The organism is Xanthomonas chitinilytica, from assembly GCF_026107455.2.
GTDB lineage: Bacteria > Pseudomonadota > Gammaproteobacteria > Xanthomonadales > Xanthomonadaceae > Stenotrophomonas > Stenotrophomonas chitinilytica.
The window spans coordinates 18,340-43,407 of the sequence record NZ_JAPCHY010000017.1; the positions used below are offsets into that span (position 1 = coordinate 18,340).

A 25,068-nucleotide genomic window follows, 5' to 3' on the forward strand; every position below is an offset into this window, starting at 1 on the left:
ATCGACCGCGCGCCGTACCCGCTCACAGCAATTCCTCCAGTCCCTGCAGCGCGCGGGCGACGGTCTGCCGCCGCACCGCATCGCGGTCGCCGTCGAAACGGAACAGTTCGGCACGGGTGTAACCGCCGCGGCGCTTCCAGCCGATCCACACCGTGCCCACCGGCTTGTCGGCGCTGCCGCCGCCGGGGCCGGCGATGCCGGTCACCGCGACGGCGACGCTGGCGCCGGAATGCACCAGCGCGCCGGACACCATCTCGATCACCGTCTCGCGGCTCACCGCGCCCTGGGTTTCCAGGGTCTGCGGGCGCACGCCCAGCAATGCCTGCTTGGCTTCGTAGCTGTAGGCGACCATGCCGCAGTCGAACCAGTCCGACGAGCCGGCGATGCCGGTCATGGCCTTGGCGATCCAGCCGCCGGTACAGCTCTCTGCGGTGACGACGCGGTCGCGGGCGGCAAGCAGCCGCGCGCCGATGCGCGCGGCCAACTGGTCCAGTTCGGAATCGGACGGTGTGGGCATGGGGGCCGTTCGTGGGGTTTGCGCCTGTTGTAGCGCAAAAGCTCCCTCCCTGTCTGCGCCGCCGCGGCTCCCGTTCACGAGGCCGCGGCGGCGTGCCGCCTCAGTAGCGCAGGCGCAGCGTCATGCCGTAGGTGCGCGGCGCGCCGAGGAAGGCATTCCACGAACCGGTCTGGATCGGGGCATCGATGCCGACCTGCTTGTAGGTCTCGTCGGTCAGGTTCTGGCCCCAGAACTCCAGCATCCAGCGGCCGTTGTCCGAACCGATGCCGAAGCGCGCATTGAGCAGGGTGTAGGCGTCCTGCTCCTTCTGCGGGTCCAGGTCCGAGCCGGTGTTGTAGTCGGACATGTACTTGGCGCCGACGTTGAAGCGGCCGATCAGGCTGCGGCCGAAGTCCCACTCGTAGGTGACCGAGAGGTTGCCCGACCACTTGGGCGCGAAGCTCATCTGGTTGCCCGGCAGCAGCACCAGGTCGGCATCGGGCAGCAGGTCGTCGCCGTACTCGGTTTCCGCATAGGTGAAGCCACCCTGCACCATCAGCCCCTTGATCCCGGGTTGCCACAGGATCTCCGCGTCCACGCCCTTGGACACCACTTCGGGAATCGAGCGCACCACGAAGCTGGTGCCCAGGAAGCTGTTGAGCTGGAAGTCCTCGTACTTCTGGTAGAACAGCGCGGCGTTCAGCAGCAGGTTGCCGCCCAGCCAGGTGGTCTTGGCGCCGAGTTCGTAGCTGTCGACGAACTCGCCCGGGAACGAGGTGTCGTCCACCGGCACGATGCCCTGGGTGCCGCTGGACAGGCCGTTGGCCGACTGCACCCGGTCCAGGTTGAAGCCGCCGGCCTTGTAGCCACGCGCCGCCGAGACGTAGGTCATCACGTCGTCGGTCCAGTTGTAGGCCAGCTTCAGCGTGCCCGACCACTCCTTCTCGGTGCGCTCCTGCGCGGTGGAACGGCCGTTGTGGGCGGCGTTGGCCCACGGCAGGCAGGTGAAGCCGATGGTGTTCTGGATCAGCGCCTGCTGCTGCGCCGGCGGCATCATCGCGAACGGCACGCCGCGCGCGGTCAGGGCACCGGCGATGCGTCCGACCGCGGCCGGGTTGACCTGCCCGTCCGGCAGGAAGTACGAGGCGCAGGCCGGGCTGCCGTCCGGGTTGCTGTAGGCCGCATCCAGCGTCTTCTTCTCGCGGGTGTAGCGCAGGCCCAGGGTCACGTCGAACGCGTCGGTGGCATGCCAGGTGTTGTTGGTGAAGACCGCCGCGCTCTTGGCGTTCTGCTTGTAGCGGTCCAGCGTGCCCAGGCCGTTGAACAGGGTGCCGAACGGGCGGCCGGTGGCATCGGCCAGGAAGGTCGCCGCGTTCGGCAGCGCCGCCAGCGCCGGATCGATCCGGCCCAGCAGCGCGATCGACATGTACGGCTCGTAGACCGCGCCATAGCGGTAGCTCTCGTTGCGGTCCAGGTCCTCGTCCGAATAGAACACGCCGAACATCCAGTCGATCCGTTCGGTCGAGCCGGTCAGGCGCAGTTCCTGGCTGAAGGTCTTGAACCGGGTCAGCGACTCGTCCTCCTCCGCGGCGCGGTACAGCACGTCGGCGGCGCTGTAGTCGAAGTCCAGGCCGTTGATCGCCTGCCAGTCGCGCACCGCGGTGATCGAGGTCAGCACCGCCTCGTTGGCCCACGGCGTGGTCCAGTTGACCTCGGCCGAAACGCCCTTGTCCTTGATGTCCTGCGCGGTGCTGCGGTTGCTGTAGGCCAGCCGGCGCTCGGGGTCGGCCACCGGGATCACCGCCTCGCCGCCCGGGGTGAGCGCGTTGAGGATGGCCGCGGTCGGGCCACGGTCGGTGGTGACGGTGACGCAGCAGTTCTCCTCGCGGCTGGTGTAGTCGGCGCTCAGGTAGATGTCGAGGTTGTCGGTCGGCTCGAACAGCAGCTGGCCGCGCAGGGTATGGAAGTTCTGGTCGCCGTCGTCGGTCTCGGTGCGCGGGCCGCCGCCGGTGCGGACGTCGTCGAAACCGTCGCGCTCGCGCTTGGCCGCATAGACGCGGATCGCGCTGTTCTCGCCCAGCGCGTCGTTGTACGCGCCGGACACGCCGACCGCGCCGTAGTTGCCGACGCTGATCTCGCCCTCGGCGCTCTGGGTGTAGCTGGGGCGGCGGGTGACCACGTTGATCACGCCGGCCGAGGTGTTCTTGCCGAACACGGTGCCCTGCGGCCCCTTCAGTACCTCGATCCGTTCCAGTTCGCCCAGGTCGCCGTAGCCGACGCTGTTGCGCGGCCGGTACACGCCGTCGATGACCACGCCCACCGACGATTCCAGGCCGGCGTTGTCGCCCACCGTGCCGATGCCGCGGATGCGGGCGGTGGTCTGCGCCGCGCTCTGGGTGCTGGTCACGGTCAGGCCCGGCACCAGTACCTGCAGGTCCTTGATGTCGCGCACCCCGGTGTCCTGCAACAGCTTCTCGGGCAGCACGTTGATGACGATGGGCACGTCCTGCAGCGCTTCCTCGCGCTTCTGCGCGGTGACGGTGATGGTGGAGAGCGTGGTCGGCTGCTCCTGCTCTGGCTGGCTGCTGGCGCCGGCCTGCTGCGCCGAGGCGGCCCAGCTGGAAATGGCGGCGAGAACAGCGACGGATACGACGGACCTGCGCGCGACGGCTGTTGCCATGGTTCCTCCCCCGAGAGAATGGCCGAGCTTGCGTGGATGAGTCTGTGTCGAATCAACTTCCCTGCGATTGCGGGGCGCTACCGCTGGCGACCCCGTGCAGGCACGCTAGCACTACCGGTGCGACCACGCTTACCGCAGTGCAGCAGCGCGCCGGAACGCCTCGGGCCGCACATTGGCGGCCCGAGACGGATACATCGGCATTGGATCGGACAAACCCCGGCCCTTCGGCTACCACTCCGGCTCGCGCACCGGCAGCAGCGGGCGGATATGCGCGCCGTCGGCGCCTGCCGCCAGCTTCTCCGCCTCGGCGATCGGGATGTCCACCTGCAGCAGCCAACCGTCGTCGTCGGCCTGTTCGCTGCGGATCACCTCCAGCTGGTGCAGGCGCGCGCGCAGGCGCCCGGCCTCGGGCGGCAGGCGCAGCTCGCCGGTGACGTGCTGCAGGCCCAGGCGCTTGCCCAGCACCGACTGCAGCAGCTCCAGCCCGCGGCCATCGCGCGCGGAAATCCATACCCGCTCGCGGCGGGACGGATCGGGGATGCCGTCCTGCCCGTCGTGGCGCACTTCGGCGCCCTCGATGCGGTCGATCTTGTTGAACACCAGCAACTGCGGCAGCTCGCCCGCCCCCACCTCCTGCAGCACCTCGTCGACCTGGGCGATGCGTTCCTCGCGCAGCGGGTCGGCGGCATCGACCACGTGCAGCAGCAGGTCGGCCTCGCGCGCCTCGGACAGGGTGGAACGGAACGCCGCCACCAGTTCGTGCGGCAGGTCGCGGACGAAACCCACGGTATCGGCCAGCACCACGCTGCCGCCGGGCAGCGCGATGCGCCGCACGGTCGGATCCAGCGTGGCGAACAGCTGGTCGGCGGCGTAGGCCTCGGCGCCGGTCAGGGCATTGAACAGGGTCGACTTGCCGGCGTTGGTGTAGCCCACCAGCGCCACCCGCGGCAGTTCGCTGCGCACCCGTGCGCGCCGCATCTGGGTGCGCTGCACTTCCACCTTCTCCAGCCGCTTCTGCAGCTGCTCCACCCGCTTCTGCAGCAGCCGGCGGTCGGTTTCCAGCTGGGTTTCGCCGGGACCGCGCAGGCCGATGGCACCGCCGCGCTGGCGCTCCAGGTGGGTCCAGCCGCGCACCAGCCGGGTGGCCAGGTGCCGCAGCTGCGCCAGTTCCACCTGCAGCTTGCCCTCGTGGCTGCGCGCACGCTGGGCGAAGATGTCCAGGATCAGGCCGGTGCGGTCGATCACCCGGCGCTCCAGGAAGCGCTCGAGGTTGCGCTCCTGCACCGGGGTGAGCGCGTGGTTGACCAGCACCAGGTCGGCGCCGGTGGCCTCGGCCGCCGCCTTCACTTCGTCGAGCTTGCCGCTGCCGATCAGGGTCGAGGGACTGGGGCGGTCGATGCGCGCGGTGAGCGTGGCGGCGATGCTGGCGCCGGCCGAGCGCGCCAGGTCGCCGAACTCCTCCAGCACGTCCTCTTCCAGGCGGCCGGCATGGGGCTGAATCAGCAGCGCGTGCTCGCCCTTTTTCGAGCGGTCAAACACGCGCCGTCACTCCGGGATCATTCGACGTCGTCATCGCCCGCCGGGCCGCCTTCGTTCGACTGCACATAGCCGCCGCCCGGCCCCACGCGCACGTTGCGCGCCGGCACCACGGTGGAAATCGCATGTTTGTAGACCATCTGGCTGACGGTATTGCGCAGCAGCACCACGAACTGGTCGAACGATTCGATCGTGCCCTGCAGCTTGATGCCGTTGACCAGGTACACCGACACCGGTACGCGTTCCCGGCGCAGCGCGTTCAGGAAAGGATCCTGCAAAGATTGCCCCTTGGACATCACACACTCCTCGTTATTGTTCTTATGGGTCCGGGCGTTCACAGCCTTCCCCAGCCGGCCCGGAACCGTCGATGTTACACGGGGCAGGCCCGACCGGCATTGCCTCAACGGCCGGTAAAGGCCGAAACCGCCTGCTGCAGGCGGGCACCATCGACGGCCGGGTCGAACCAGCGCACATCCAGTTCGCCGCGCAGCCAGGTCAACTGGCGCTTGGCCAGCTGGCGGGTGGCGAAGATGGCGCGGTCGCGGAACTCCGTCGCGCTGCCCTCGCCGTCCAGGTGCAACCATGCCTGGCGGTAGCCGACCGCGCGGATGGCCGGCAGATCCAGCGGGTTGGGCACTGCCGCCATCGCGGGCAAGGCCCGCAGCCGCCGCACTTCGTCCAGGAAGCCCTGTTCCAGCATCGCATCGAAGCGCGCCTCGATGCGCCGGTGCAGCACCGCGCGCTCGGCCGGCGCCAGCACCAGCTTCAGCACCCGCGCCGGCAGCCGCTCCACCCCCGGCATGGCCTGCCACTGGCTGATCGGCCGGCCGCTGAGGCGGTATACCTCCAGCGCCCGCTGGATGCGTTGCGGATCGGTGGCATGGATGCGCGCGGCCGCTGCCGGGTCGACCGCCGCCAACTGGGCGTGCAACGCCGCCCAGCCCTCCTGCGCGGCCTCGGCGGCGATGGCCGCGCGCACCGCCGGGTCGGCCTCGGGCATCGGCGACAACCCGCGCAGCAGCGCACGGAAGTACAGCCCGGTGCCGCCGGCCAGGATCGGCATGCGGCCGCGGGCGACGATGCCGCGCACCGCGGCGGCGGCATCGGCGGCGAACTCGGCCGCCGAATAGGCCTGCCACGGATCGCGCAGGTCCAGCAGGTGGTGCGGTACGCGCGCGCGTTCGGCGGCATCCGGCTTGGCCGCGCCGACGTCCAGGCCGCGGTAGACCAGCGCCGAGTCGACGCTGACGATCTCGCCGTCCAGCCGTTCGGCCAGTTCGATCGCCGCGGCGGTCTTGCCCGATGCGGTCGGCCCCATCAGCGCGATGGCCAGCGGGCGGGTATCGGCCGGCATCAGTCCTCGTCCGGCCAGCGCGGCGCGGCAGGCGCTTCGTTCCGGCGCGGCGCCGGCACCGCTGCCACTGCGGCCCACACCTTCAGCGCGTCGGCCGTGGCCGCCACGTCGTGAACCCGCAGCAGCAGGGCGCCGCGCTGGGCGGCGACCAGGTGCGCCGCCACCGAGCCATGTACGCGCTGGTCGGGCACCTCGCGCCCGGTCAGTTCGCCGATGCTGCGCTTGCGCGACAGGCCGGCCAGCATCGGCACGCCCAGGTCGAGGAAGCGCGACGAACGCGCCAGCAGGGTCATGTTGTGATCGGTGGTCTTGCCGAAGCCATAGCCCGGGTCGATCACCAGGTGCTTCTTCGGGATCCCGGCCATCTCGGCGGCGAAGATGCGTTCGGCCAGGAAGCGATGTACGTCGGCGACCACGTCGTCGTAGTGCGGCGCCTGCTGCATCGTCCCCGGCTCGCCCAGCATGTGCATCAGCACCACCGGCACGCCCAGTTCGGCAGCGGTGGCCAGCGCCCCGGGCTGGCGCAGGGCGTGGATGTCGTTGACCATGCCGGCGCCGGCCGCCACCGCCGCGCGCATCACTTCCGGCTTGAAGGTATCGACGCTGATCGGCACCGCGGTTTCCTTCGCCAGCCGCTCGATCACCGGCAGCACCCGCCGCAGCTCCTCTTCCAGCGGCACCGGCTCGCTGCCCGGGCGGGTGGACTCGCCGCCGACATCGAGGATGTCCGCGCCCTCCTCCACCAGCTTCAGGCCATGCGCCACCGCCGCGTCCAGCGTGTCGTGACGGCCGCCGTCGGAAAAGGAATCCGGGGTGACGTTGACGATGCCCATGATCCGCGGACGATCCAGGCGCAGGGCACGGCCGCCGCAATCGAGCTGGGGAAAGGTATCGAACATGGGCAGATCCACGGAATACGCCAGCGCATAGTTTACGCCGGCGTGCCAGGCCAGCCGTCAGATATCGCCGAGACGGGCTCCATCGACCGGATTGCCCAACCAGGCAGCCAGGTCGCTACCGATCGCATTGACGGTACGTTCGAGCACATCGCACGACCCTTTGAAACCGGCGAAAGCCCCGCCGCGCGAGATGCGTCGTGCAGTCACCGTGGCGACCTGCTGGCCGTCCTGCAACAGCACGCCGCGTACGGCGGCCGACTTGAAATGACCCATGAAAGCATTGCCGGCGCTCTGGGCCTCGACCAGCTCCAGCTTCAGCACGCGGCCATTGGCATCTGCATCCGGTTCGGTGCCGAACACGATGGTGTTGCCATGCGCCGGGGCATTCCTGCCCAATGAACTTGCCAGCTGCGTGCCGATGCGGCACTCGGCCTTGATGTTCTCGGCGATGATCGATGATTCCGAATACGGCACCGGATCCTGCGCATGGATCTCGGCTGCCATCGACGGCAAGGCACAACACAGCAGCGCGGCAACAGCGGCGCGCATCGAATGACGCATGAATTCCCCCTGGAATGGTGAGTGCGACCGGCACCCCCGGTCATGCCCCGCCATGCGGCATGGCAGGGGCCGGTGCATCGTGCCGACACCCGCACCTGCATGCAAGCATCCTTCAGCGCCGCCGCTGGCGTTCCACGTACAGCGTCTTGGCCACGCTCAGCACGATGCCGACGACGATGCCCACGCCCGCACCCAGCATCAGCTTGCCGGTGGTCAGCCCGACCGCGGCGCCGATCACCGTGGCGATCACCATCTCGGTGGTGTGCGAAACGGGCTGGGGCGGTGGCGTGGACATGACGGACTCCGGGAGGAAAACGGGGATGGAAGCGGCATTGTCGCCCGGCGCAGGCACGGGATACGGGTTCGACGGGGGCGGAAACGGCGAAGGCCGGGTCGCCCCGGCCTTCGCGCATCGCGTTACGGCGACCTCAGTGCTGCTCGGCCGGGCCGGCGATCGGCGGCAGCGGACGGGTGTCGCCGCCCTTGTCGTTGCCGCCGTCCTTGCCGGACTTGCCCCAGCCCACCGGCGGCGGCGGCTCGCGGCCTTCCATGATCGCGTCGATCTGCGGCACGTCGATGGTCTCGTATTCCAGCAGCAGCTTGGACATGGCATGCAGCTTGTCCAGGTTCTCGGTCAGCAGCTGGGTGGTGCGGGCATAGGCCTTGTCCAGGATCTCGCGCACCACCTCGTCGATCTTGCGCGCGGTGTCGTCGGAAACGCTCTTGTGCTGGGTCACGGAACGGCCGAGGAACACCTCGTCGTCCTCCTCGCCATAGGCGATCGGCCCCAGCTGCTCGGACAGGCCCCACTTGGTGACCATGTTGCGGGCCATCTTGGTGGCGCGCTCGATGTCGTTGGAAGCGCCGGTGGTGACCTTGTCGGCGCCGAAGATCAGCTCCTCGGCGACGCGGCCGCCGTACAGCGAGCACAGCTGCGATTCGATCGCCACCCGGTTCATCGAGTACTTGTCGCCTTCCGGCAGGTACATGGTCACGCCCAGCGCGCGACCGCGCGGGATGATGGTGACCTTGTAGACCGGGTCGTGCTCGGGCACCAGGCGGCCGACGATGGCGTGGCCGGCCTCGTGGTAGGCGGTGAGCGTCTTCTCGTCCTCGCTCATGGCCATCGAACGGCGCTCGGCGCCCATCAGGATCTTGTCGCGGGCACGGTCGAAGTGGTCCATGCGGACCTCCTTCTCGTTGCCGCGCGCGGCGAACAACGCCGCCTCGTTGCACAGGTTGGCTAGGTCGGCGCCGGAAAAGCCCGGGGTGCCGCGCGCGATCACCAGCGGCTCGACGTCGTCGGCCAGCGGCAGCTTGCGCATGTGCACCTTGAGGATCTGCTCGCGGCCCTTCACGTCCGGCAGGCCGACCACCACCTGGCGGTCGAAACGGCCCGGGCGCAGCAGCGCCGGGTCGAGCACGTCGGGACGGTTGGTGGCGGCGATCACGATCACGCCCTCGCCCCCCTCGAAGCCGTCCATCTCGACCAGCAGCTGGTTCAGGGTCTGCTCGCGCTCGTCGTGGCCACCACCCAGACCGGCGCCGCGGTGACGGCCGACCGCATCGATCTCGTCGATGAAGATGATGCACGGCGCGTGCTTCTTGGCCTGCTCGAACATGTCGCGCACGCGGCTGGCGCCGACGCCGACGAACATTTCCACGAAGTCCGAGCCGGAGATGCTGAAGAACGGCACCTTGGCCTCGCCGGCGATGGCACGGGCCAGCAGGGTCTTGCCGGTGCCGGGCGGACCGACCATCAGCACGCCGCGCGGGATCTTGCCGCCGAGCTTGGTGAACTTGGACGGGTCGCGCAGGAAATCGACCAGTTCGCCGACCTCCTCCTTGGCCTCGTCGCAGCCGGCGACGTCGGCGAAGGTGACCTTGATCTGGTCCTCGCCCTGCAGCTTGGCGCGCGACTTGCCGAAGGACATGGCGCCCTTGGCGCCACCGCCGCCGCCCTGCATCTGCCGCATCATGAAGATCCAGAAACCGATCAGCAGCAGCACCGGCAGGAACTGCAGCAGGATCGACAGGAAGCCCGGGCCGTTGGCCGGCTTCATGCGGATGATCTCGACCTTCTTGCTGTACAGCTGGTCGATCAGCTTCTCGTCGCGCGGCGCATACAACGAACCCTCGGTACCGTCGTTGCGGCGGTAGCGGATGGCGTTGGTGGTCAGCGTGGTGTCGTCGGTGAACTCCACCGACTTGATGCGGCCGGCGTCCACTTCCTGCAGGAACTGGGTGTAATTGCTGCTGTCGCTGGCGACCGCAGCCCCGCCCCGCGGCGAAAAGCTCTGGAACACCACCATCAGCACGACGGCGACGACCACCCACAGCAACAGATTCTTGGTCAAGTCGTTCATCCTCATTGACTCCGGTGTCCCTCTTTACAGGTGCGTGTTTCGTATGGAGCTTACTTGATCTGCGCGCGCTTGCCCTGACCGAGGGCATAGACTTCCGGCGAACGCTTGCGCGAGGCCGCCGGCTTGCGGATCAGGACCTTCTCGTAGCGGCGCCGCAACTCGCGCACGTATTCATCGAAGCCGACGCCCTGGAACAGCTTGATCAGGAACGCCCCACCCGGCTTGAGATGGTTGTCGGCGAAGTCCATCGCCAGTTCCGCCAGGTGCATCATCCGCGGCTGGTCGACCGCGTCCATGCCACTTTTATTGGGGGCCATATCCGACAGCACAAGGTCCACCGGCTGTTCGCCGAGCATCGCTTCGAACTGGGATAGGACGGTTTCTTCCCTGAAGTCACCGTGAAGGAACTCCACGCCGGCCAGCGGCGGCATCTCCAGGATGTCCAGCGCCAGCACCCGGCCGCGATCGCCCAGCGACTTGCGCACCTGCTGCGACCAGCCGCCGGGGGCCGCGCCCAGGTCGACCACCACCATGCCCGGCTTCAGCAGCCGGTCGCGTTCGAGCAGCTCCTCGAGCTTGTAGGCCGCGCGCGAACGCATCCCCTCGGACTGGGCTTTCTTGACGTAGGGATCGGCGAAATGCTCGCGTAGCCAGCGCTGGCTGCTCTTGCTGCGGGACATCGGAATGGGGCCTGGGTGGGCGCCCATGATACCCTGAACCCCCTTTGTTACCGCCTATTCCTGCATGTCCATCGTCTTGACCCCGGCCCAGACCCGTTTCCTGCGCGGCCAGGCGCACGATCTCAAAGCACTGCTGCAGATCGGCGGCAAGGGAGTAACCCCGGCTTTCCTGGCCGAACTGGACGAAGTGCTGGAACGCCACGAGCTGGTCAAGGTCAAGGTCGGTGCCGAGGACCGCGATGCCCGCGACGCCATGATCGCCTCGCTGGCGCAGGATTCGGGCAGCGCGCTGGTGCAGCGCATCGGCCACGTGGCCGTGCTGTACCGCCCCAGCCGGGAAAAGCGCCAGATCGTGCTGCCGCGCGGTTGAGCCGACGCCGGAGGTCCCGATGCAACTGAGCCAGGAACTGCCCGACTACAGCTATACCCTGCGTGCCGCCGACGGCGGCATGGCCCGGGTGAACGAGCGCACCCTGACCGAGAGCTTCATCCTCACCCCCGACACGCTGGTCGAACAATGGCCGGTGCGGGCGATCTCGGAACTGACCCCCGACCACCTGCAGCCGCTGCTGGCGCTGAACCCGGCGCTGGTGCTGCTGGGGACCGGCGAGCGCCAGGTATTCCCGCCGGCCGCGGTCATGGCCACCTGCCTGACCCGCGGCATCGGCATCGAGGTGATGACCAACGCCGCCGCCGCACGCACCTACAACGTGCTGGCCAGCGAAGGCCGACGGGTGGTGGTGGCGCTGCTGCTGGACGCGACGACAGCCCCCTGACCCGCCACGGGACGAGGGTACCGCCGGATGGCGGCACCCTCCTCCGCAGCGCCGGGCTCAGAGGCGCGTGATCCTGATCCAGTTGATGTTCCAGCCGCCCTGCGCGGCATAGATGCCGAGGTTGTAGGTGCCAGCCGCCACATTCACGGTATGCGACACCGTGCTCCAGTTCTGCCAGCCGCCGGTCGCCGGCACCTGCACCTGGCCCAGCAGGATGCCGCCAGCGTTCAGGTCCAGCGACAGCGCCCCGCCCGAGGGGCTGGCCACGCGGTACTCGACCCGGTAGTTGCCGCTGGCCGGGAAGGTGACGTTGTTGTAGGCCATCCAGTCGCCCTGGTCGATCCAGCCCACGTTCAGCCCGCCTTCCGAGCAGGGCTCGGTCTGCACGCCCTGCTGCGCGCTGAAGTTCTCGGCCTGCAGCGTGAGCGACCAAGGCTGCGAGAACCGGGACACCACGAGCGAGGAGGCGCGATCGTTGAAACCGTCGGCGACCAGGCAGGAGGTGTCCGCGCTCTTGGTCACGCTTGCGCCACCGAAATTGTCGTGCTCGTAGAAGGTGACCTGGTAGCCGGCATTGACCCGGAGCGAGGAAATGTCGTCGTTGGCGATTCCCCTGGCCTGCAACTGCGAAAGCGTGTAGTTCCCCTCGGGCAGCGCGACGGCATAGCCGCCGTAGTTGCAGTCCTTGTAGACGGTGGCCACGCCGCTGCCGCCACCGCCGGCAGGCGAATACACGCGCACGTAGTCGACATGCACCTTCGCCGGCAGCTGGCTTTCGTCGACGTTGAAGCCCGGCCAGTTGCCGCCGATGGCGAAATTGAGCAGCAGGAAGAAGTCGCCGTGGAATTCCTCGGTGCCGTTGACGCCGCCCTGGATGTTGGCCTCGTGGAACTTGTTGCCGTCGACGTACCAGCGGATGGCGTTGGCGTCCCATTCCACCGCGTACACGTGCCAGTCCTGCACGTTCACCGGCGTGCTGCCGCCGTACTGCGCGTAGTTGCCGTTGTGGTCGCGCCAGTGAATGGTGCCGTGGGTCCGGCCCTCGGTATTGACGTGCTCCATGACGTCGATCTCGCCCGAGGCGGGCCAGCCGACCTGCGGCAGGTTCGCGCCCAGCATCCAGAACGCCGGCCAGGCGCCCGCGAACGCCGGCAACCGCATGCGCGCCTCGATCCGGCCGTACTTGAACGTCTTGCGGCCCTGGGTCTTCATCCGCGCCGAGGTATAGCGGAACCCGCCGAAGTCCTCGCGCCTGGCGGTGATCACCAGTGCGTTGTTCTCGATGGAAGCGTTCTCGCGCCGGTAGTACTGCAGTTCGTTGTTGCCCCAGCCGCCGCTGCCGTTGCCGGTCTCGAACACCCAGTCCGGTCCGATCGATCCGTTGAATTCGTCGCTCCAGACCAGTTGCCAGTTCTGCGCCCATGCGCTGCCGGCAAACAGCGAAACGACCAGGAACACCATGCACTTCGAACGAAATTTCATGGTCCCGCCTCATTGTGGTTAGGGGTGGATTTGATGGAAACGGCGCAGGCGCACGCGCGGCACGCACGCCCCTCGAAGGGCGCGCAATGCTCGTCGTCGTCTTCGCCGCCGCTCCGGCGCCTCTCCCCCTGTCCCGCGATGCCGGAACGCCCGCATGCTATAGCCGGTGCGTTTGCCGCTGCAAAAGAAGTTGCAAGGGCAACCGACTCCGCGACGATGGCCGGGCGTCGCGCATCGGCAGGAGGAAGATCCGGAGGTCCATCGCGGTGCCTGGACAGCGCACCGTGTGCGGCGCCCGATGACGCTTCCACCCACCATTTCGTGACAGACATCGCATATTGGGTCGCTACGACTGCAAGTCGACCGGTTTGCCGTCATGGCGTGCGGGCCGGCGGCGCCCCCGGGCAGCCGGTGCCCACCGGTCGCGACTGACGTCGCTCCTACAAGACGCGGATGTCGCAGGAGCGACGCCAGTCGCGAGCTTTTCGAACAGGCTCGGGAATGCACTCCCCGCGAGTGGGTGGCGAACCTTACTTCTTCGGCAGGTACAACAGCGGGTCCACCGGCTTGCCGTTGTAGCGGGCGAGCCGGCGCCGCTTACGGTCCACCGGACCGTGGCGCCGGTGAGCGCCCGGCGCGCTGCGCCGGGCCGGAGATCCGCACGTCACGCCACGACGATGCTCACTTCTTCGGCAGGTACAACAATGGATCGACCGGCTTGCCGTTGTAGCGGGCGAGCCGGCGCCGCTTGCGGTCCACCGGACCGTGGCGCCGGTGAGCGCCCGGCGCGCTGCGCCGGGCCGGAGATCCGCACGTCACGCCACGACGATGTTCACTTCTTCGGCAGGTACAACAACGGATCGACCGGCTTGCCGTTGTAGCGGATCTCGAAATGCAGCATGTCGCGGTTCGCGCCGGTGCGGCCCATCTCGGCGATCTGCTCGCCGGCCTTGACGTTCTGGCCCTCGTTGACCAGCCGCTTGCGGTTGTGGCCGTAGGCGGAAAGCCACTGCTCGTTGTGCTTGACGATGATCAGTTCGCCGTAGCCCACCAGGCCAGCACCGGAATACACCACCACGCCGTTGGCGGCGGCACGCACCGCCTGGCCACTGCTGCCGGCGATGTCCACGCCCTGCTTGGTCGCCTCGCCGGCGACGTAGCGGCCTACCAGCGCGCCTTCAGCCGGCCAGCGCCAGCTGATGTCGCTCTTCACCGGCGGCGTCGCCACCGGTGCCGGGGCCGGTGTCGGTGTCGGAGTTTTTGCCGGCGTGGTCGCCGGCGGGCGGGTAGTGGTCGCGGTGGTGGCGCCGGCCGGATACAACCGCAGCGACTGCCCGGGATAGATCGTGTACGGCTCGGACAGGCGGTTCCAGGCCGCCAGGTCGCGCGGGGTGATGTTGTGCTGGCGGGCGATCGCATACAGCGTGTCGCCGCGCTTGACGGTGACCGTCGCTCCCGGCTTGGCGACCGAGGTGGTGGGCACCGGCGCACCGCTCGTGCCCGGATTGCGCACGACGGTGGCGGTACCGCATGCCCCCAGCGCGGCTACCGCCAGAACCAGCACCCCCAGACGCAGCCCGTTGCCCAATCGATCAGCAATCATCCGAACCTCGCTCTCCATAAGTCACATAGCCCGCCAATCCGCGGTACATCCTACCGTCGTCCACACGCCTGCTCCGCGCCACTCATCCCGCGATGCGCTGGAACACTCCGTGCAGCGCGACCCCGCCGCCGCCGATCAGGACGCTGAAATAGACCATCGTGGCGATGTTGCCCAGATGCCCCAGCATGATCGCCCCGCCGTCGCGCTGGATCATCCCGATCGCATAGAACAGCAGGGCCACGCCCGGAAACGTATTGCTGAAAGGGATGAATCCGAACGGGGCCATCAGTAATAGCGCGGCCAGGATGAACGCGAGGTTGTTGACCAGGTCCTGCCAGCGCCCCTGCGCCAATACGCTGAAGCGGTGCGGCCGGCTGACCTTCTCCAGGCGTCGCACCCACGCCATGCCGCGCGCCAATGCCGGACGCAGCTTGTCCACCGGCAACGCACGGTCGCGCAGCCGGCGCGGCAGCCACAACGGCCGCCCGATGAGGCGACTGATGCCCACCAGCAGGATCGCGGCGCCGAAGACGGTACTCACGCCGGGGATGGACACCGGGATCAGGAACACCAGCGTCAACAGCATGGTGAGCAGCAGCAGGCCCTCGTCGCCGAAGACATCGAGCAGCTCGCCCAGGGTCAGCTTGTCCTCGGGCAGCGTGTCGATGACGCCCGCCAGCTGTTCGCCCAGCGAGATGCCGTCGCTATCCGCCGACATGCCGGCGCGGTTGTTCGTGGTCATGGATCGGCGTTTCCTTGGAACCGGGGACTGCGGAAGGTCAATCCAGCATGCCCGACAGCAACGGCACGAAGGTGACCGGCGCCAGGACCTGCTGTTCGATGCTGCCGTCGGCGCGGCGGGTGAGCTGTACCAGCGACTGCGAACCGGCGCCGCCGACCGGCGCCACCAGCCGCCCGCCCGGTGCCAGCTGTTCGATCAGCGCCTCCACCAGCGCCGGTGCCGCGGCGGTGACGACGATGGCGTCGTACGGGCCATGCTCGGGCCAGCCGATGCGGCCGTCGTCGTGCTTGCTGCGCACGTTCATGCCGAGCTGGCGGAAGCGCTTGCGCGCCTGCCGCAGCAGGTCGCCGATGCGCTCGACGGTATGCACCTCCAGCCCCAGCGCCGCCAGCACCGCGGCCTGGTAGCCGGAGCCGGTGCCGACTTCCAGCACCTTCTTCGGCGCCACCTGCAGCACCGCCTCGGTCATGCGCGCCACCACCCAGGGTTGGGAGATGGTCTGCCCGTGGCCGATCGGCAGCGCGGTGTCCTCGTAGGCGCGCGAGGCCAGCGCCTCATCGATGAACAGGTGCCGCGGCACCACGCGGATGGCGTTGAGCGTGGCTTCGTCGGCGATGCCGGCTTCGCGCAGGCGATCGACCAGGCGGTCGCGCACGCGCTGCGAGGTCATGCCGATGCCGACCGCTTCGGGCTGCAGGCGCAGGCGTGGGGTCATGCCGGACGGCCCAGCGCAGCGGTGAGCCCGTCGACCCAGCTGGCGACCTTTTCCAGCGCCTGGTAGCGGGTCAGGTCGACCTGGATCGGGGTGATCGAGATGTAGCCGGTGCGCACCGCGTGGAAATCGGTGCCGGGACCGGCATCCTGTTCGCCGCCGGCCGGGCCGATCCAGTACACCGTGCCGCCGCGCGGATCGCTCTGCGCGATGCAGGCCTCGGCGCGGTGGCGGTTGCCCAGCCGGGTCACTTCGAAGCCCTTGACCTCGCTCCACGGCAGGTCGGGCACGTTGACGTTGAGGATGGTGTCGGCCGGCAGCGGATCGGCCTTGAGCCGGGCCACGATCTCCACCGCGGCGCGGGCGGCGGTCTGGAAATGCTTCGCCTCGTGGTTGCGCGTGACCAGCGACATCGCCACCGCCGGCAGGCCCAGGAAGCGCCCCTCCATCGCCGCCGACACCGTGCCCGAGTAGATCACGTCGTCGCCCAGGTTGGCGGCGTTGTTGATCCCGGACACCACGATGTCCGGCTCGTACTCCAGCATGCCGGTCAGCGCCAGGTGCACGCAGTCGGTCGGCGTGCCGGCCACGCTGCAGGTGTAGTGGTCGATCCGCTTGAGCCGGATCGGCAGGTCCAGCGTCAGCGAATTGCTGGCACCGGAGCGGTCGCGGTCAGGGGCCACCACGGTGACCTCGTGGCCGGCGCCACGGAGTTCCTCGGCGAGCATCCGGATGCCGGGGGCATCGACGCCGTCGTCATTGCTTACCAGTACGCGCATGGGGTTCCTCGAAAACCCGACCATGATACCGGATGCGCCCGCGCCCTTCCCCCTTAGTCGCCGCGCTTGCCTGAAACCGCCATCGCGCTACGCTGTGCCGATGCCGCACCCCGAAGACGAAGATGCCGCCGCACTGTTCCGCGCCGCGATCGGCGAGGTGAAGCCGCTGCGCAAGGTGAATGCGCCGGCGGTCGAGCGCCCGCGCCCGAAGCCGCGCGCGCGCATGGCCGAGCAGGACGAACGGCAGGCGCTGGGCGAGTTCGCCCGCCTGCTGCGCGACGGCACCCCGCTGGAGGCGGGCGACACCGCCAGTTACCGCCGCGACAACCTGCCGGCACGGATGTTCCAGCGCCTGAAGCGGGGCCAGTACTCGGTGCAGGACGAACTGGACCTGCACGGCGCCACCGTGGCCCAGGCCGAGGCGCTGCTGCGGCATTTCCTGCTCGAAGCGCATGCGCACGAACACGGCTGCGTACGCATCATCCACGGCAAGGGACTGCAGTCCGACGGCGGTGCGCCGGTGCTGAAGAACCTGGTGGACCGCCTGCTGCGGCAGCGCAACGACGTGCTCGCCTTCCACTCCGCGCCGCCGGCGCAGGGCGGCACCGGCGCCCTGCTGGTATTGCTGGCGCGCCGCTAGCGTCATCGATTCCGGCAATGCCCTGGCGATACAGGATGGGGCCGGGAGGACGCACGGCGGGACCGCCACCCCGGCACGGGCTTCCACACCGGCCTGGGCAATTTGCCACCGGTACCGTTCCCACTCCATCGGTCGCGAGCTTTTCGTGCATGCGCGCACCGGGACCCGATACCCGGAATTTCCCGAGCCGGATGCGCGCGGCGTTACGACTGCGGCAGCCCCGCCTCGTCGCCGCTGGCGTCGACCACCTCGCCCAGTTCGTGCAGCAGCGCCGTCGCATAGCAGCCCGGCGGCAGCGCGAACGCGAGCTGCAGCACGTCCGGCTGCAGCCATTCGTACTGCAGCAGCGCCGGCCGCAGCCTCAGCGCCCGCCGTTCCTGCTTCAGCCCCGCCTGCTCCAGCCCTGTGCGCAACGCCAACGATTGCTCGTCGGACAACGCATCCAGCTCCAGCGCACGGCAGGCATCGGTGCAGCGCAACTCGCCCGCGCCCCACAACGGCCCGCTGGGATGGATGTCGAACCGGTCAAGGCGCTCGCCCAGCGCATCGCTCCACGGCTCCGGGCCGAACACGCTGCGGCTGCCGTCGAGCATCCACACCTCGCCGTCCAGCGGCCGGTCCCAGCTGCCCTGCTCCACCCGTGCGGCCAGCACGCGGTTGAACAGGGCCGAGCGCGCCGCGGACAGCAGCAGCGAGCGCTGCTCCTTGCGCACGCGGCGCCCGCCGAACATCGCCAATGCGGCGGGCACGTTGCCGCCGTCGCGGCCGAAGCGCTGCTCGCCGAACCAGTTGGGCAGGCCGCGTGCGGCGATCGCATCCAGCCGCGCGGCGATGGCGCCGGCATCTCCCCGCACATCGCGCAGGACAAGCTTGAAGCGGTTGCCGGCCAGCGCGCCGCGCTGCAGCTTGCGGTTGTGCCAGCTGGATTCGACCACCTGCAGCTGTTCCGAGGCCAGCGTCGCCAGGTCCGGCGCCACCCGTTTGGGCAGGTGCACGCTGAAACGCTGGGTGGTGACCGCGTGCCGGTCCTTCAGCCCGGCGTAGCTGACCGCCATGTCCGGCAATCCCGCCCATTGCGCCAGCTGCCTGGCCACGAACGCGGTATTGGTATCGCGCTTGCGGATGGTCAACAGCAGGTGCTCGCCCTCGCCGGTGGGCTCGAACGCGGGCAGTTCGTCGACCTGGAAATCCTCGGCCACGCTGCGCATGCGCGCGGCCAGCACCGGCGCGCCGAACGCCAGCGGCAGCGCGGTCACGCCGCCACCAGCAGTGCCACCGCCTGCGCGGCGATGCCTTCGCCGCGGCCGGTGAAGCCCAGCTTCTCCGAGGTGGTGGCCTTGACGCTGACCGCGTCCAGCGGCAACTGCAGCAGCGCGGCGATGCGCTCGCGCATGGCCAGCGCATGCGGGCCGACCTTGGGCCGCTCGCAGATCACGGTGATGTCGGTGTTGCCGACGCGCCAACCGCGTTCGCGCAGCAGGCCATCGCAGTGGCGCAGGAATTCGCTGCTGTCGGCGCCCTTCCAGCGCTCGTCGCTGGGCGGGAAATGCTGGCCGATGTCGCCCAGCGCCAGCGCGCCGAGCATCGCATCGCACAGCGCGTGCAGGATCACGTCGCCGTCGCTGTGCGCCAGCACGCCGCGGTCGTGCGGCACCCGCACGCCGCCGAGCATGACGTGGTCGCCCTCGCCGAAGGCATGCACGTCGTAGCCCTGGCCAATGCGGACGGCAGGAACGGGAGAAGGACTGCTCATGGTTTCTGTATTCCGGGTAATGCGTGATGCGGAAAGGCGCTGCGCCGGCACCGGGTTCAGGACCGGCGCCGCGACAGCTCGAACTCGAAGCGCGCCAGGTCGGCCGGGGTGGTGACCTTGAAGTTGTCCTCGGCGCCTTCGACCAGCAGCGGCCGCAGGCCGAGACGCTCCATCGCCATGGCCTCGTCGGTGACTTCGACGCCGCGGGCGGCGGCGTCGTGCAGCGCACGCGCCAGCTGGTGGCGGCGGAACAACTGCGGGGTGAGCGCGCGCCAGAGCCGCTCGCGCGGTTCGGTGCGGTCGATGCCGCCGTCGTCGCCGGCGCGCTTGAGGGTGTCGCGCACCGGTGCGGCGAGGATGGCGCCGACCGGATCGTTGCGCCCCACTTCCAGCAGCCGACCCAGGTCGGCCAGGGCCAGGTTCGGCCGCGCGGCATCGTGCACCAGCACGAAATCGTCGCTGCGCACCGTATCCGGCAGGGCCTGCAATCCCGCCAGCACCGATGCGGCGCGGGTGTCGCCACCGGTGCAGGTCAGCACCGGCTTGCCCGCCACTTCGGTCCAGCCCGGCCAGTCGGCATCGTCCGCGGAAATGGCGACCATCGCCCCGGCCACCGCCGGATGCGCCAGCAGCGCTTCCAGTGCGTGCGCCAGCAATGGCCTGCCGCCCGCCTGCAGGTACTGCTTGGGTATGGCGCCGCCGAAGCGGACACCGCGACCGGCCGCAGGTACCACCGCCCAGACCATGCCCATCACGGCACGTCCTGCTGCGTGTTGCCCCGGTCGCCGGCGGCGGCCGGCGCGCGCGGCGGCGTGGCCGGTGCGTTCTCGACCACGCGATAGAACTTCTCGCCCGGCTTGATCATGCCCAGTTCGCTGCGCGCGCGCTCCTCGATCGCCGCCTCGCCGTCCTTCAGGTCCTTGACCTCGGCGGCGAGCGCGTCGTTGCGCTGCTGCAACCCGGCGTTGTCCCGCTTCTGATGTTCGACCTGGGTTTCCAGCATCATCACCTCGCCGGAATTGCCCGGGCCGAACCAGAAGCGGTACTGCAGCCAGGCCAGCAGTACCGCAAGCACCAGCAGCAGCCAGCGCCAGTTGCGCATGGCTCAGCGCTTGAGCGAAACGAAGGCGTCGCGACCGGCGTAGCGCGCGCCGGCGCCCAGCGCTTCTTCGATGCGCAGCAGCTGGTTGTACTTGGCCACGCGGTCGCTGCGGCACAGCGAGCCGGTCTTGATCTGGGTCGCGGTGGTGGCCACGGCGATGTCGGCGATGGTGGTGTCTTCGGTCTCGCCCGAGCGGTGCGAGACGATCGCCGCGTAGTGGGCGTGGTGCGCCATGGCGATGGCTTCCAGGGTCTCGCTCAGGGTGCCGATCTGGTTGACCTTGATCAGGATGGCGTTGGCGGTGCCGGACTCGATGCCTTCCTTGAAGATCTTCGGGTTGGTCACGAACAGGTCGTCGCCGACCAGCTGCACCTTGCCGCCGATGCGCTCGGTCAGCAGCTTCCAGCCGGCCCAGTCGTTCTCGGCCAGGCCGTCCTCGATGGTGATGATCGGGTACTGCGCGGTCCAGTCGGCCAGGAAATCGACGAACTGCTCGGAGGTCAGGCGCTTGTTCTCGCCGACCAGGTTGTACTTGCCGTTCTCGTAGAACTCGCTGGAGGCCACGTCCAGGCCCAGCAGCACGTCCTCGCCCGCGGTGTAGCCGGCCTTGCCGATGGCTTCCAGGATGGTGTCCAGGGCCTCGACGTTGCTGCGGAAGTCCGGCGCGAAGCCGCCCTCGTCGCCCACCGCCGTGCTCAGGCCATGGCCCTTGAGCACCGACTTGAGCGCGTGGAAGATCTCGGTGCCGGCGCGCAGCGCCTCGGAGAACGAGGTGAAGCCGACCGGCAGCACCATGAATTCCTGGAAGTCGACGTTGTTGTCGGCATGCGCGCCGCCGTTGATGATGTTCATCATCGGCACCGGCAGGGTCACGTCGCTGCCGTTGGCCAGGTACTGCCACAGCGCCTGCTTCTTCGAGGCGGCCGCGGCGTGGGCGTTGGCCAGCGACACCCCGAGCAGCGCGTTGGCGCCCAGGCGGCCCTTGTTCTCGGTGCCGTCGAGGTCGATCAGGCGGCGGTCCAGGCCTTCCTGGTCGGCGGCGTCGAAGCCCTTGAGTGCATTGGCGATGGTGGTGTTGACGTTGGCCACGGCATTGCGCACGCCCTTGCCCAGGTAGCGGGTCTTGTCGCCGTCGCGCAGTTCCACCGCTTCCTTGGTGCCGGTCGAGGCGCCCGAGGGCACCGCGGCGCGGCCGAACGAACCGTCCTCCAGGGTGACTTCGGCTTCCAGCGTGGGGTTGCCACGGCTGTCGAGGATTTCACGGGCGTGGATGCTGCGGATCGTGGTCATAGCGGGCCGGTTACCAGTCAGGAAGGGGAAACGCCGAAAAACGTGCCGCGTGATTATCCCTGCCCCCCCGCCGCTTGCCAAATCGCGGTGGGCACGGCGATCGCGCCGACCACCGTGGCCTGCCGCGACAGCAGCGAGGGAACCAGCAACAGCGTCAACAGCAGGGCCAGCAGGCCCAGCGCGACACCGCCGCCGACGGGCTGCCGGCGCAACCGGAAGGACAGCACGCTGGCCACGACACAGGCCAGCGCGATCGAGACGGTCGACGACAGCGCCAGCATCAGCCAGCCCTGCACCGAGCGCAGCGCGTTGTCGCCATCGCCGGGCGAGCCGACGGCGGCGAACACCAATAGCACCAGCAGGAACAGGCCGCCCCAGGTCGTCCCCGCCAATCCGAGCGCGAACCAGCCCCAGGGCCAGTTCCGCCATCGCCCGGATCGACCGTGCGCCCCGGGCTGCTGGGTCATGCGAAACGGGAGAAGCCGTGCTTCTTGGTCACCGCGTCCAGCTCCATCAGCGTTTCCAGCAGCTCGCCCATGCGGTCCAGCGGCCAGGCATTGGGGCCATCGGACAGGGCCTTGGACGGATCGGGGTGGGTCTCGGCGAACAGCCCGGACACGCCCACCGCCACCGCCGCACGCGCCAGCACCGGCACGAACTCGCGCTGGCCGCCGGAGCTGCTGCCCTGCCCGCCCGGCAACTGCACCGAGTGGGTGGCATCGAACACCACCGGGCAGCCGGTGTCGCGCATCACCGCCAGCGAACGCATGTCGCTGACCAGGTTGTTGTAGCCGAAGCTGGCACCGCGCTCGCAGACCATGATCTGCTCGTTGCCGGTGGACTTGGCCTTCTCCACCACCGGCTTCATGTCCCATGGCGACAGGAACTGGCCCTTCTTGATGTTGACCGGCCTGCCGGCCGCGCACACCTTGCGGATGAAGTCGGTCTGCCGCACCAGGAACGCCGGGGTCTGCAGCACGTCGACCACCGAGGCCACCTCGTCCATCGGGGTGTATTCATGGACGTCGGTCAGCACCGGCACGCCGATCTGCTTCTTGACCTCGGCCAGCACCTTCAACCCCTCCTCCATGCCCGGGCCGCGGAACGCGGTACCGGAGGTACGGTTGGCCTTGTCGAAGCTGGACTTGAAGATGAAGTTGACGCCGAGCCTGCCGGTGATTTCCTTCAGCTTGCCGGCCACGTCCAGCTGCAGCTGCATCGACTCGATCACGCACGGGCCGGCGATCAGGAACAGGGGCTGGTCCAGCCCGACATCGAATCCACACAGTTTCATTCGGGAACTCCCAGTAGGTTCAAAGGCGCTTCAGGCCAACGCAGGGCACGCATGCCGCCCATGCCGCGGCACCCCCGTAGATCGGGACAGTGCCCGCGCATTGCAAGCGGGCCGCAGGGCCGGCGGCAACGCATGACGGCGGCGGAAGGACTCGCCTCCACCGCCATGTGCGTCACGCCCGCGCCTCCTTCAGCAGTTTGCCGCCGGCCTTCTTCTCGCGCGCGGCGCGGATGAAGCCGATGAACAGCGGATGGCCCTCGCGCGGGGTGGAGAGGAACTCCGGATGCGCCTGGCAGGCGAGGAACCAGGGGTGCGCCTCGCGCGACAGCTCGACCACTTCCACCAGGGTGTCGTCCATCGACTTGCCGGCGATCACCAGCCCGGCGTCTTCCAGCTGGGTGCGGTAGCGGTTGTTGAACTCGTAGCGGTGGCGGTGGCGCTCGGCCACCACGTCCTTGCCGTACAGCTCGCGCGCCAGGGTGCCGGGCTTGAGCCGCTGTTCCTGCAGGCCCAGGCGCATGGTGCCGCCCAGGTCGGACTTCTCGTCGCGCTTCTCGACCTCGCCGGTGGCGGTGCGCCATTCGGTGATCAGGCCGATCACCGGGTGCGGCGACTGGCGGTCGTTCTCGGTGCTGTTGGCGCCCTCCAGCCCAGCCACGTGGCGGGCGTAGTCGACCACCGCCGCCTGCATGCCGTAGCAGATGCCGAAGTACGGCACGCCGCGCTCGCGCGCGAACTGCGAAGTCAGCACCTTGCCCTCGAAGCCGCGGTCGCCGAAGCCGCCCGGCACCAGGATGCCGTCCACGTCCTCCAGCGCCTCCAGGCCGCTGGCCTCCAGCTCCTGCGCCTCCAGCCACTTCAGGTTGACCCGCGTGCGCTGGCGCAGGCCGCCATGCTTGAGCGCCTCGCCCACCGACTTGTAGGCGTCCTGGTGGTCGACGTACTTGCCGACCACGGCGATGGTGACCTCGTCCAGCGGGTGCAGGGTGGCGTCCACCGCCGCTTCCCACTCGGACAGGTCGGCCGGGCCGGCCTTGTCGCCCAGCTTGAACTGGTTGATGACGATCTCGTCCAGGCCCTGCGCGTGCAGGCCCATCGGGATGCGGTACAGCACGTCCACGTCCGGCACGCTGATCACCGCGCGCTCGGGCACGTTGGTGAACAGCGAGATCTTGCGGCGCTCGGAATCGGGGATGACCTGCTCGGAACGGCACAGCAGCACGTCCGGCTGGATGCCGATCGAGCGCAGTTCCTTGACCGAGTGCTGGGTCGGCTTGGTCTTCAGCTCGCCGGCGGCGGCGATGAACGGCACCAGCGTCAGGTGCATGAACAGCGCCTTCTCCGGGCCGCGCTCGGTGCGCACCTGGCGGATCGCCTCCAGGAACGGCAGCGACTCGATGTCGCCGACGGTACCGCCGATCTCCACCAGCGCCACGTCGAAGCCCTCGGTGGCCTCGTCCATGCAGCGGCGGATCTCGTCGGTGATGTGCGGGATGACCTGCACGGTCGCGCCCAGGTAGTCGCCGCGGCGCTCCTTGCGGATCACGTTCTCGTAGATGCGCCCGGTGGTGACCGAGTTCTTGCGGCTCAGGCGGGTGCGTACGAAGCGCTCGTAGTGGCCCAGGTCCAGGTCGGTCTCGGCGCCGTCGTCGGTGACGTACACCTCGCCATGCTGGAACGGGCTCATGGTGCCCGGGTCGACGTTGATGTAGGGGTCCAGCTTCATCATCGTGACCTTCAGGCCACGTGCTTCGAGGATGGACGCAAGCGAAGCGGCCGCGATGCCCTTGCCAAGCGAGGACACGACGCCGCCGGTGACGAAAATAAGGGGGGTCATGGTCGGGGACTCCCGGAAAGCCATAGTTTAACGGTTGCCGCGGCAATGCCCAAGCATCGCGTGCGGCGAACGCACAAAAAAAGACGCCCCGGACTGCGCCGGGGCGTCGCCGAATGTTGCCGGAACCGGGCTCAGCGCTTGCGCTTGGCCTCTTCTTCCTCTTCGCGCGGCGCGGGCTTGTCGCTCCCCGCCTTGTGCCTGGCGGCGGCCGCGGCGCGGCGCTTGGCCTTCTGCTCGGCCTCGCTCTGCGCCTTGTCCGCCTGGGCCGCGGATGCGCCCTGCGCGGCGGCGTCGGTCTTGCCGGCGTTCTGCGCCAGCGCCACCGGCACGGCGACGACGGCTGCCGCCAGCGCGGCCAGGGTCAGCAGTTTGTAGGTCTTCATGGTCATCCTCCGGAGCTTCCGCCGGTACCGCCGGCGCAATCGTTTCCAGTGGACGGCAGGGTACACCCCCCTGCCCGGCCGGGTACTGAATGCCCGGCGTGCA

The 25,068-nt window shown here is 68.9% G+C and carries 27 protein-coding genes; 3 read left to right on the plus strand and 24 right to left on the minus strand.

The genetic code is table 11. The features are described 5' to 3' along the window. Positions 1-22 precede the first annotated feature (22 nt). From OK345_RS16080 to rlmE, 10 genes are all read right to left on the minus strand, one after another. Complete coding sequence (locus OK345_RS16080) at positions 23-517, minus strand: CinA family protein (RefSeq protein WP_265129024.1); 495 nt, start codon at positions 515-517, stop codon at positions 23-25. A gap of 100 nt (positions 518-617) precedes the next feature. Beyond that, entirely contained in the window at positions 618-3,176 is a 2,559-nt protein-coding gene (locus OK345_RS16085) for a TonB-dependent receptor (RefSeq protein WP_265129025.1), read from the minus strand. A gap of 228 nt (positions 3,177-3,404) precedes the next feature. Further along, complete coding sequence (gene hflX / locus OK345_RS16090) at positions 3,405-4,715, minus strand: ribosome rescue GTPase HflX (RefSeq protein WP_265129026.1); 1,311 nt, start codon at positions 4,713-4,715, stop codon at positions 3,405-3,407. Positions 4,716-4,732: 17 nt separating this feature from the next. Continuing rightward, positions 4,733-5,008 (minus strand): RNA chaperone Hfq, encoded by a 276-nt coding sequence (hfq, locus tag OK345_RS16095; RefSeq protein WP_265129027.1) that lies wholly within the window; start codon positions 5,006-5,008, stop codon positions 4,733-4,735. Positions 5,009-5,112: 104 nt separating this feature from the next. Then, entirely contained in the window at positions 5,113-6,066 is a 954-nt protein-coding gene (gene miaA, locus OK345_RS16100) for a tRNA (adenosine(37)-N6)-dimethylallyltransferase MiaA (RefSeq protein WP_265129028.1), read from the minus strand. Further along, positions 6,066-6,965: a dihydropteroate synthase gene (gene folP, locus OK345_RS16105; RefSeq protein ID WP_265129029.1), complete on the minus strand. Its 900-nt coding sequence runs from the start codon at positions 6,963-6,965 to the stop codon at positions 6,066-6,068. The genes miaA and folP overlap by 1 nt, the downstream gene beginning before the upstream one ends. A 57-nt stretch (positions 6,966-7,022) precedes the next feature. Beyond that, positions 7,023-7,526 carry a hypothetical protein gene (locus OK345_RS16110; RefSeq protein ID WP_265129030.1) on the minus strand — a complete coding sequence of 168 codons (504 nt, stop codon included), beginning with the start codon at positions 7,524-7,526 and terminating at the stop codon, positions 7,023-7,025. A 112-nt stretch (positions 7,527-7,638) separates the two neighbouring features. After that, positions 7,639-7,821: a hypothetical protein gene (locus OK345_RS16115; RefSeq protein ID WP_265129031.1), complete on the minus strand. Its 183-nt coding sequence runs from the start codon at positions 7,819-7,821 to the stop codon at positions 7,639-7,641. A gap of 133 nt (positions 7,822-7,954) precedes the next feature. Next, positions 7,955-9,892, minus strand: coding sequence for an ATP-dependent zinc metalloprotease FtsH (ftsH, locus tag OK345_RS16120; RefSeq protein ID WP_265129032.1), 1,938 nt, complete (start codon positions 9,890-9,892; stop codon positions 7,955-7,957). A gap of 50 nt (positions 9,893-9,942) precedes the next feature. Next, positions 9,943-10,572, minus strand: a complete 630-nt coding sequence (gene rlmE, locus OK345_RS16125) for a 23S rRNA (uridine(2552)-2'-O)-methyltransferase RlmE (protein ID WP_265155157.1) — start codon at positions 10,570-10,572, stop codon at positions 9,943-9,945. A gap of 64 nt (positions 10,573-10,636) precedes the next feature. Between rlmE and yhbY the strand changes: the two genes are divergently transcribed. Continuing rightward, entirely contained in the window at positions 10,637-10,942 is a 306-nt protein-coding gene (yhbY, locus tag OK345_RS16130; protein WP_265129033.1) for a ribosome assembly RNA-binding protein YhbY, read from the plus strand. Positions 10,943-10,961: 19 nt separating this feature from the next. Then, positions 10,962-11,348, plus strand: coding sequence for an Mth938-like domain-containing protein (locus tag OK345_RS16135; RefSeq protein WP_265129034.1), 387 nt, complete (start codon positions 10,962-10,964; stop codon positions 11,346-11,348). 57 nt (positions 11,349-11,405) lie between these two features. On the opposite strand, the gene OK345_RS16140 is transcribed toward OK345_RS16135, so the two are convergent. The 5 genes from OK345_RS16140 to surE all read right to left on the minus strand — a co-directional run bounded on the left by OK345_RS16140 (position 11,406) and on the right by surE (position 16,666). Continuing rightward, entirely contained in the window at positions 11,406-12,830 is a 1,425-nt protein-coding gene (locus OK345_RS16140) for a carbohydrate-binding protein (RefSeq protein WP_265129035.1), read from the minus strand. An 832-nt stretch (positions 12,831-13,662) separates the two neighbouring features. Next, on the minus strand, positions 13,663-14,433 hold the full coding sequence (locus OK345_RS16145) for a peptidoglycan DD-metalloendopeptidase family protein (protein WP_265129036.1): 771 nt from the start codon (positions 14,431-14,433) through the stop codon (positions 13,663-13,665). 82 nt (positions 14,434-14,515) lie between these two features. Next, on the minus strand, positions 14,516-15,175 hold the full coding sequence (locus OK345_RS16150; RefSeq protein ID WP_265129037.1) for an exopolysaccharide biosynthesis protein: 660 nt from the start codon (positions 15,173-15,175) through the stop codon (positions 14,516-14,518). A 37-nt stretch (positions 15,176-15,212) separates the two neighbouring features. Next, a complete protein-coding gene (locus OK345_RS16155) occupies positions 15,213-15,890 on the minus strand; it encodes a protein-L-isoaspartate(D-aspartate) O-methyltransferase (RefSeq protein ID WP_265129038.1) in 678 nt (225 codons plus the stop codon). Next, on the minus strand, positions 15,887-16,666 hold the full coding sequence (gene surE / locus OK345_RS16160; protein WP_265129039.1) for a 5'/3'-nucleotidase SurE: 780 nt from the start codon (positions 16,664-16,666) through the stop codon (positions 15,887-15,889). The genes OK345_RS16155 and surE overlap by 4 nt, the downstream gene beginning before the upstream one ends. A 100-nt stretch (positions 16,667-16,766) precedes the next feature. On the opposite strand from surE, the gene OK345_RS16165 reads away from it, so the two are divergent. Further along, a complete protein-coding gene (locus OK345_RS16165; protein WP_265129040.1) occupies positions 16,767-17,306 on the plus strand; it encodes a Smr/MutS family protein in 540 nt (179 codons plus the stop codon). Positions 17,307-17,509: 203 nt separating this feature from the next. On the opposite strand, the gene truD is transcribed toward OK345_RS16165, so the two are convergent. The 9 genes from truD to OK345_RS16210 all read right to left on the minus strand — a co-directional run bounded on the left by truD (position 17,510) and on the right by OK345_RS16210 (position 24,965). Next, positions 17,510-18,562 (minus strand): tRNA pseudouridine(13) synthase TruD, encoded by a 1,053-nt coding sequence (gene truD / locus OK345_RS16170; protein ID WP_265129041.1) that lies wholly within the window; start codon positions 18,560-18,562, stop codon positions 17,510-17,512. Continuing rightward, positions 18,559-19,059 (minus strand): 2-C-methyl-D-erythritol 2,4-cyclodiphosphate synthase, encoded by a 501-nt coding sequence (ispF, locus tag OK345_RS16175; protein ID WP_265129042.1) that lies wholly within the window; start codon positions 19,057-19,059, stop codon positions 18,559-18,561. The genes truD and ispF overlap by 4 nt, the downstream gene beginning before the upstream one ends. Positions 19,060-19,115: 56 nt before the next feature. Beyond that, positions 19,116-19,811: a 2-C-methyl-D-erythritol 4-phosphate cytidylyltransferase gene (gene ispD, locus OK345_RS16180; protein WP_265155158.1), complete on the minus strand. Its 696-nt coding sequence runs from the start codon at positions 19,809-19,811 to the stop codon at positions 19,116-19,118. Next, positions 19,811-20,161, minus strand: coding sequence for a cell division protein FtsB (gene ftsB, locus OK345_RS16185; RefSeq protein ID WP_265129044.1), 351 nt, complete (start codon positions 20,159-20,161; stop codon positions 19,811-19,813). The genes ispD and ftsB overlap by 1 nt, the downstream gene beginning before the upstream one ends. 3 nt (positions 20,162-20,164) lie before the next feature. Beyond that, positions 20,165-21,451, minus strand: a complete 1,287-nt coding sequence (gene eno / locus OK345_RS16190; RefSeq protein WP_265129045.1) for a phosphopyruvate hydratase — start codon at positions 21,449-21,451, stop codon at positions 20,165-20,167. A 53-nt stretch (positions 21,452-21,504) separates the two neighbouring features. Next, positions 21,505-21,918 (minus strand): hypothetical protein, encoded by a 414-nt coding sequence (locus OK345_RS16195; protein ID WP_265129046.1) that lies wholly within the window; start codon positions 21,916-21,918, stop codon positions 21,505-21,507. Beyond that, positions 21,915-22,745 (minus strand): 3-deoxy-8-phosphooctulonate synthase, encoded by an 831-nt coding sequence (kdsA, locus tag OK345_RS16200; protein WP_265129047.1) that lies wholly within the window; start codon positions 22,743-22,745, stop codon positions 21,915-21,917. The genes OK345_RS16195 and kdsA overlap by 4 nt, the downstream gene beginning before the upstream one ends. 172 nt (positions 22,746-22,917) lie before the next feature. Then, positions 22,918-24,582: a CTP synthase gene (gene pyrG, locus OK345_RS16205; RefSeq protein WP_265129048.1), complete on the minus strand. Its 1,665-nt coding sequence runs from the start codon at positions 24,580-24,582 to the stop codon at positions 22,918-22,920. Between the two features lie 131 nt (positions 24,583-24,713). Then, on the minus strand, positions 24,714-24,965 hold the full coding sequence (locus OK345_RS16210; protein WP_265129049.1) for a hypothetical protein: 252 nt from the start codon (positions 24,963-24,965) through the stop codon (positions 24,714-24,716). Between the last annotated feature and the right edge of the window lie 103 nt (positions 24,966-25,068).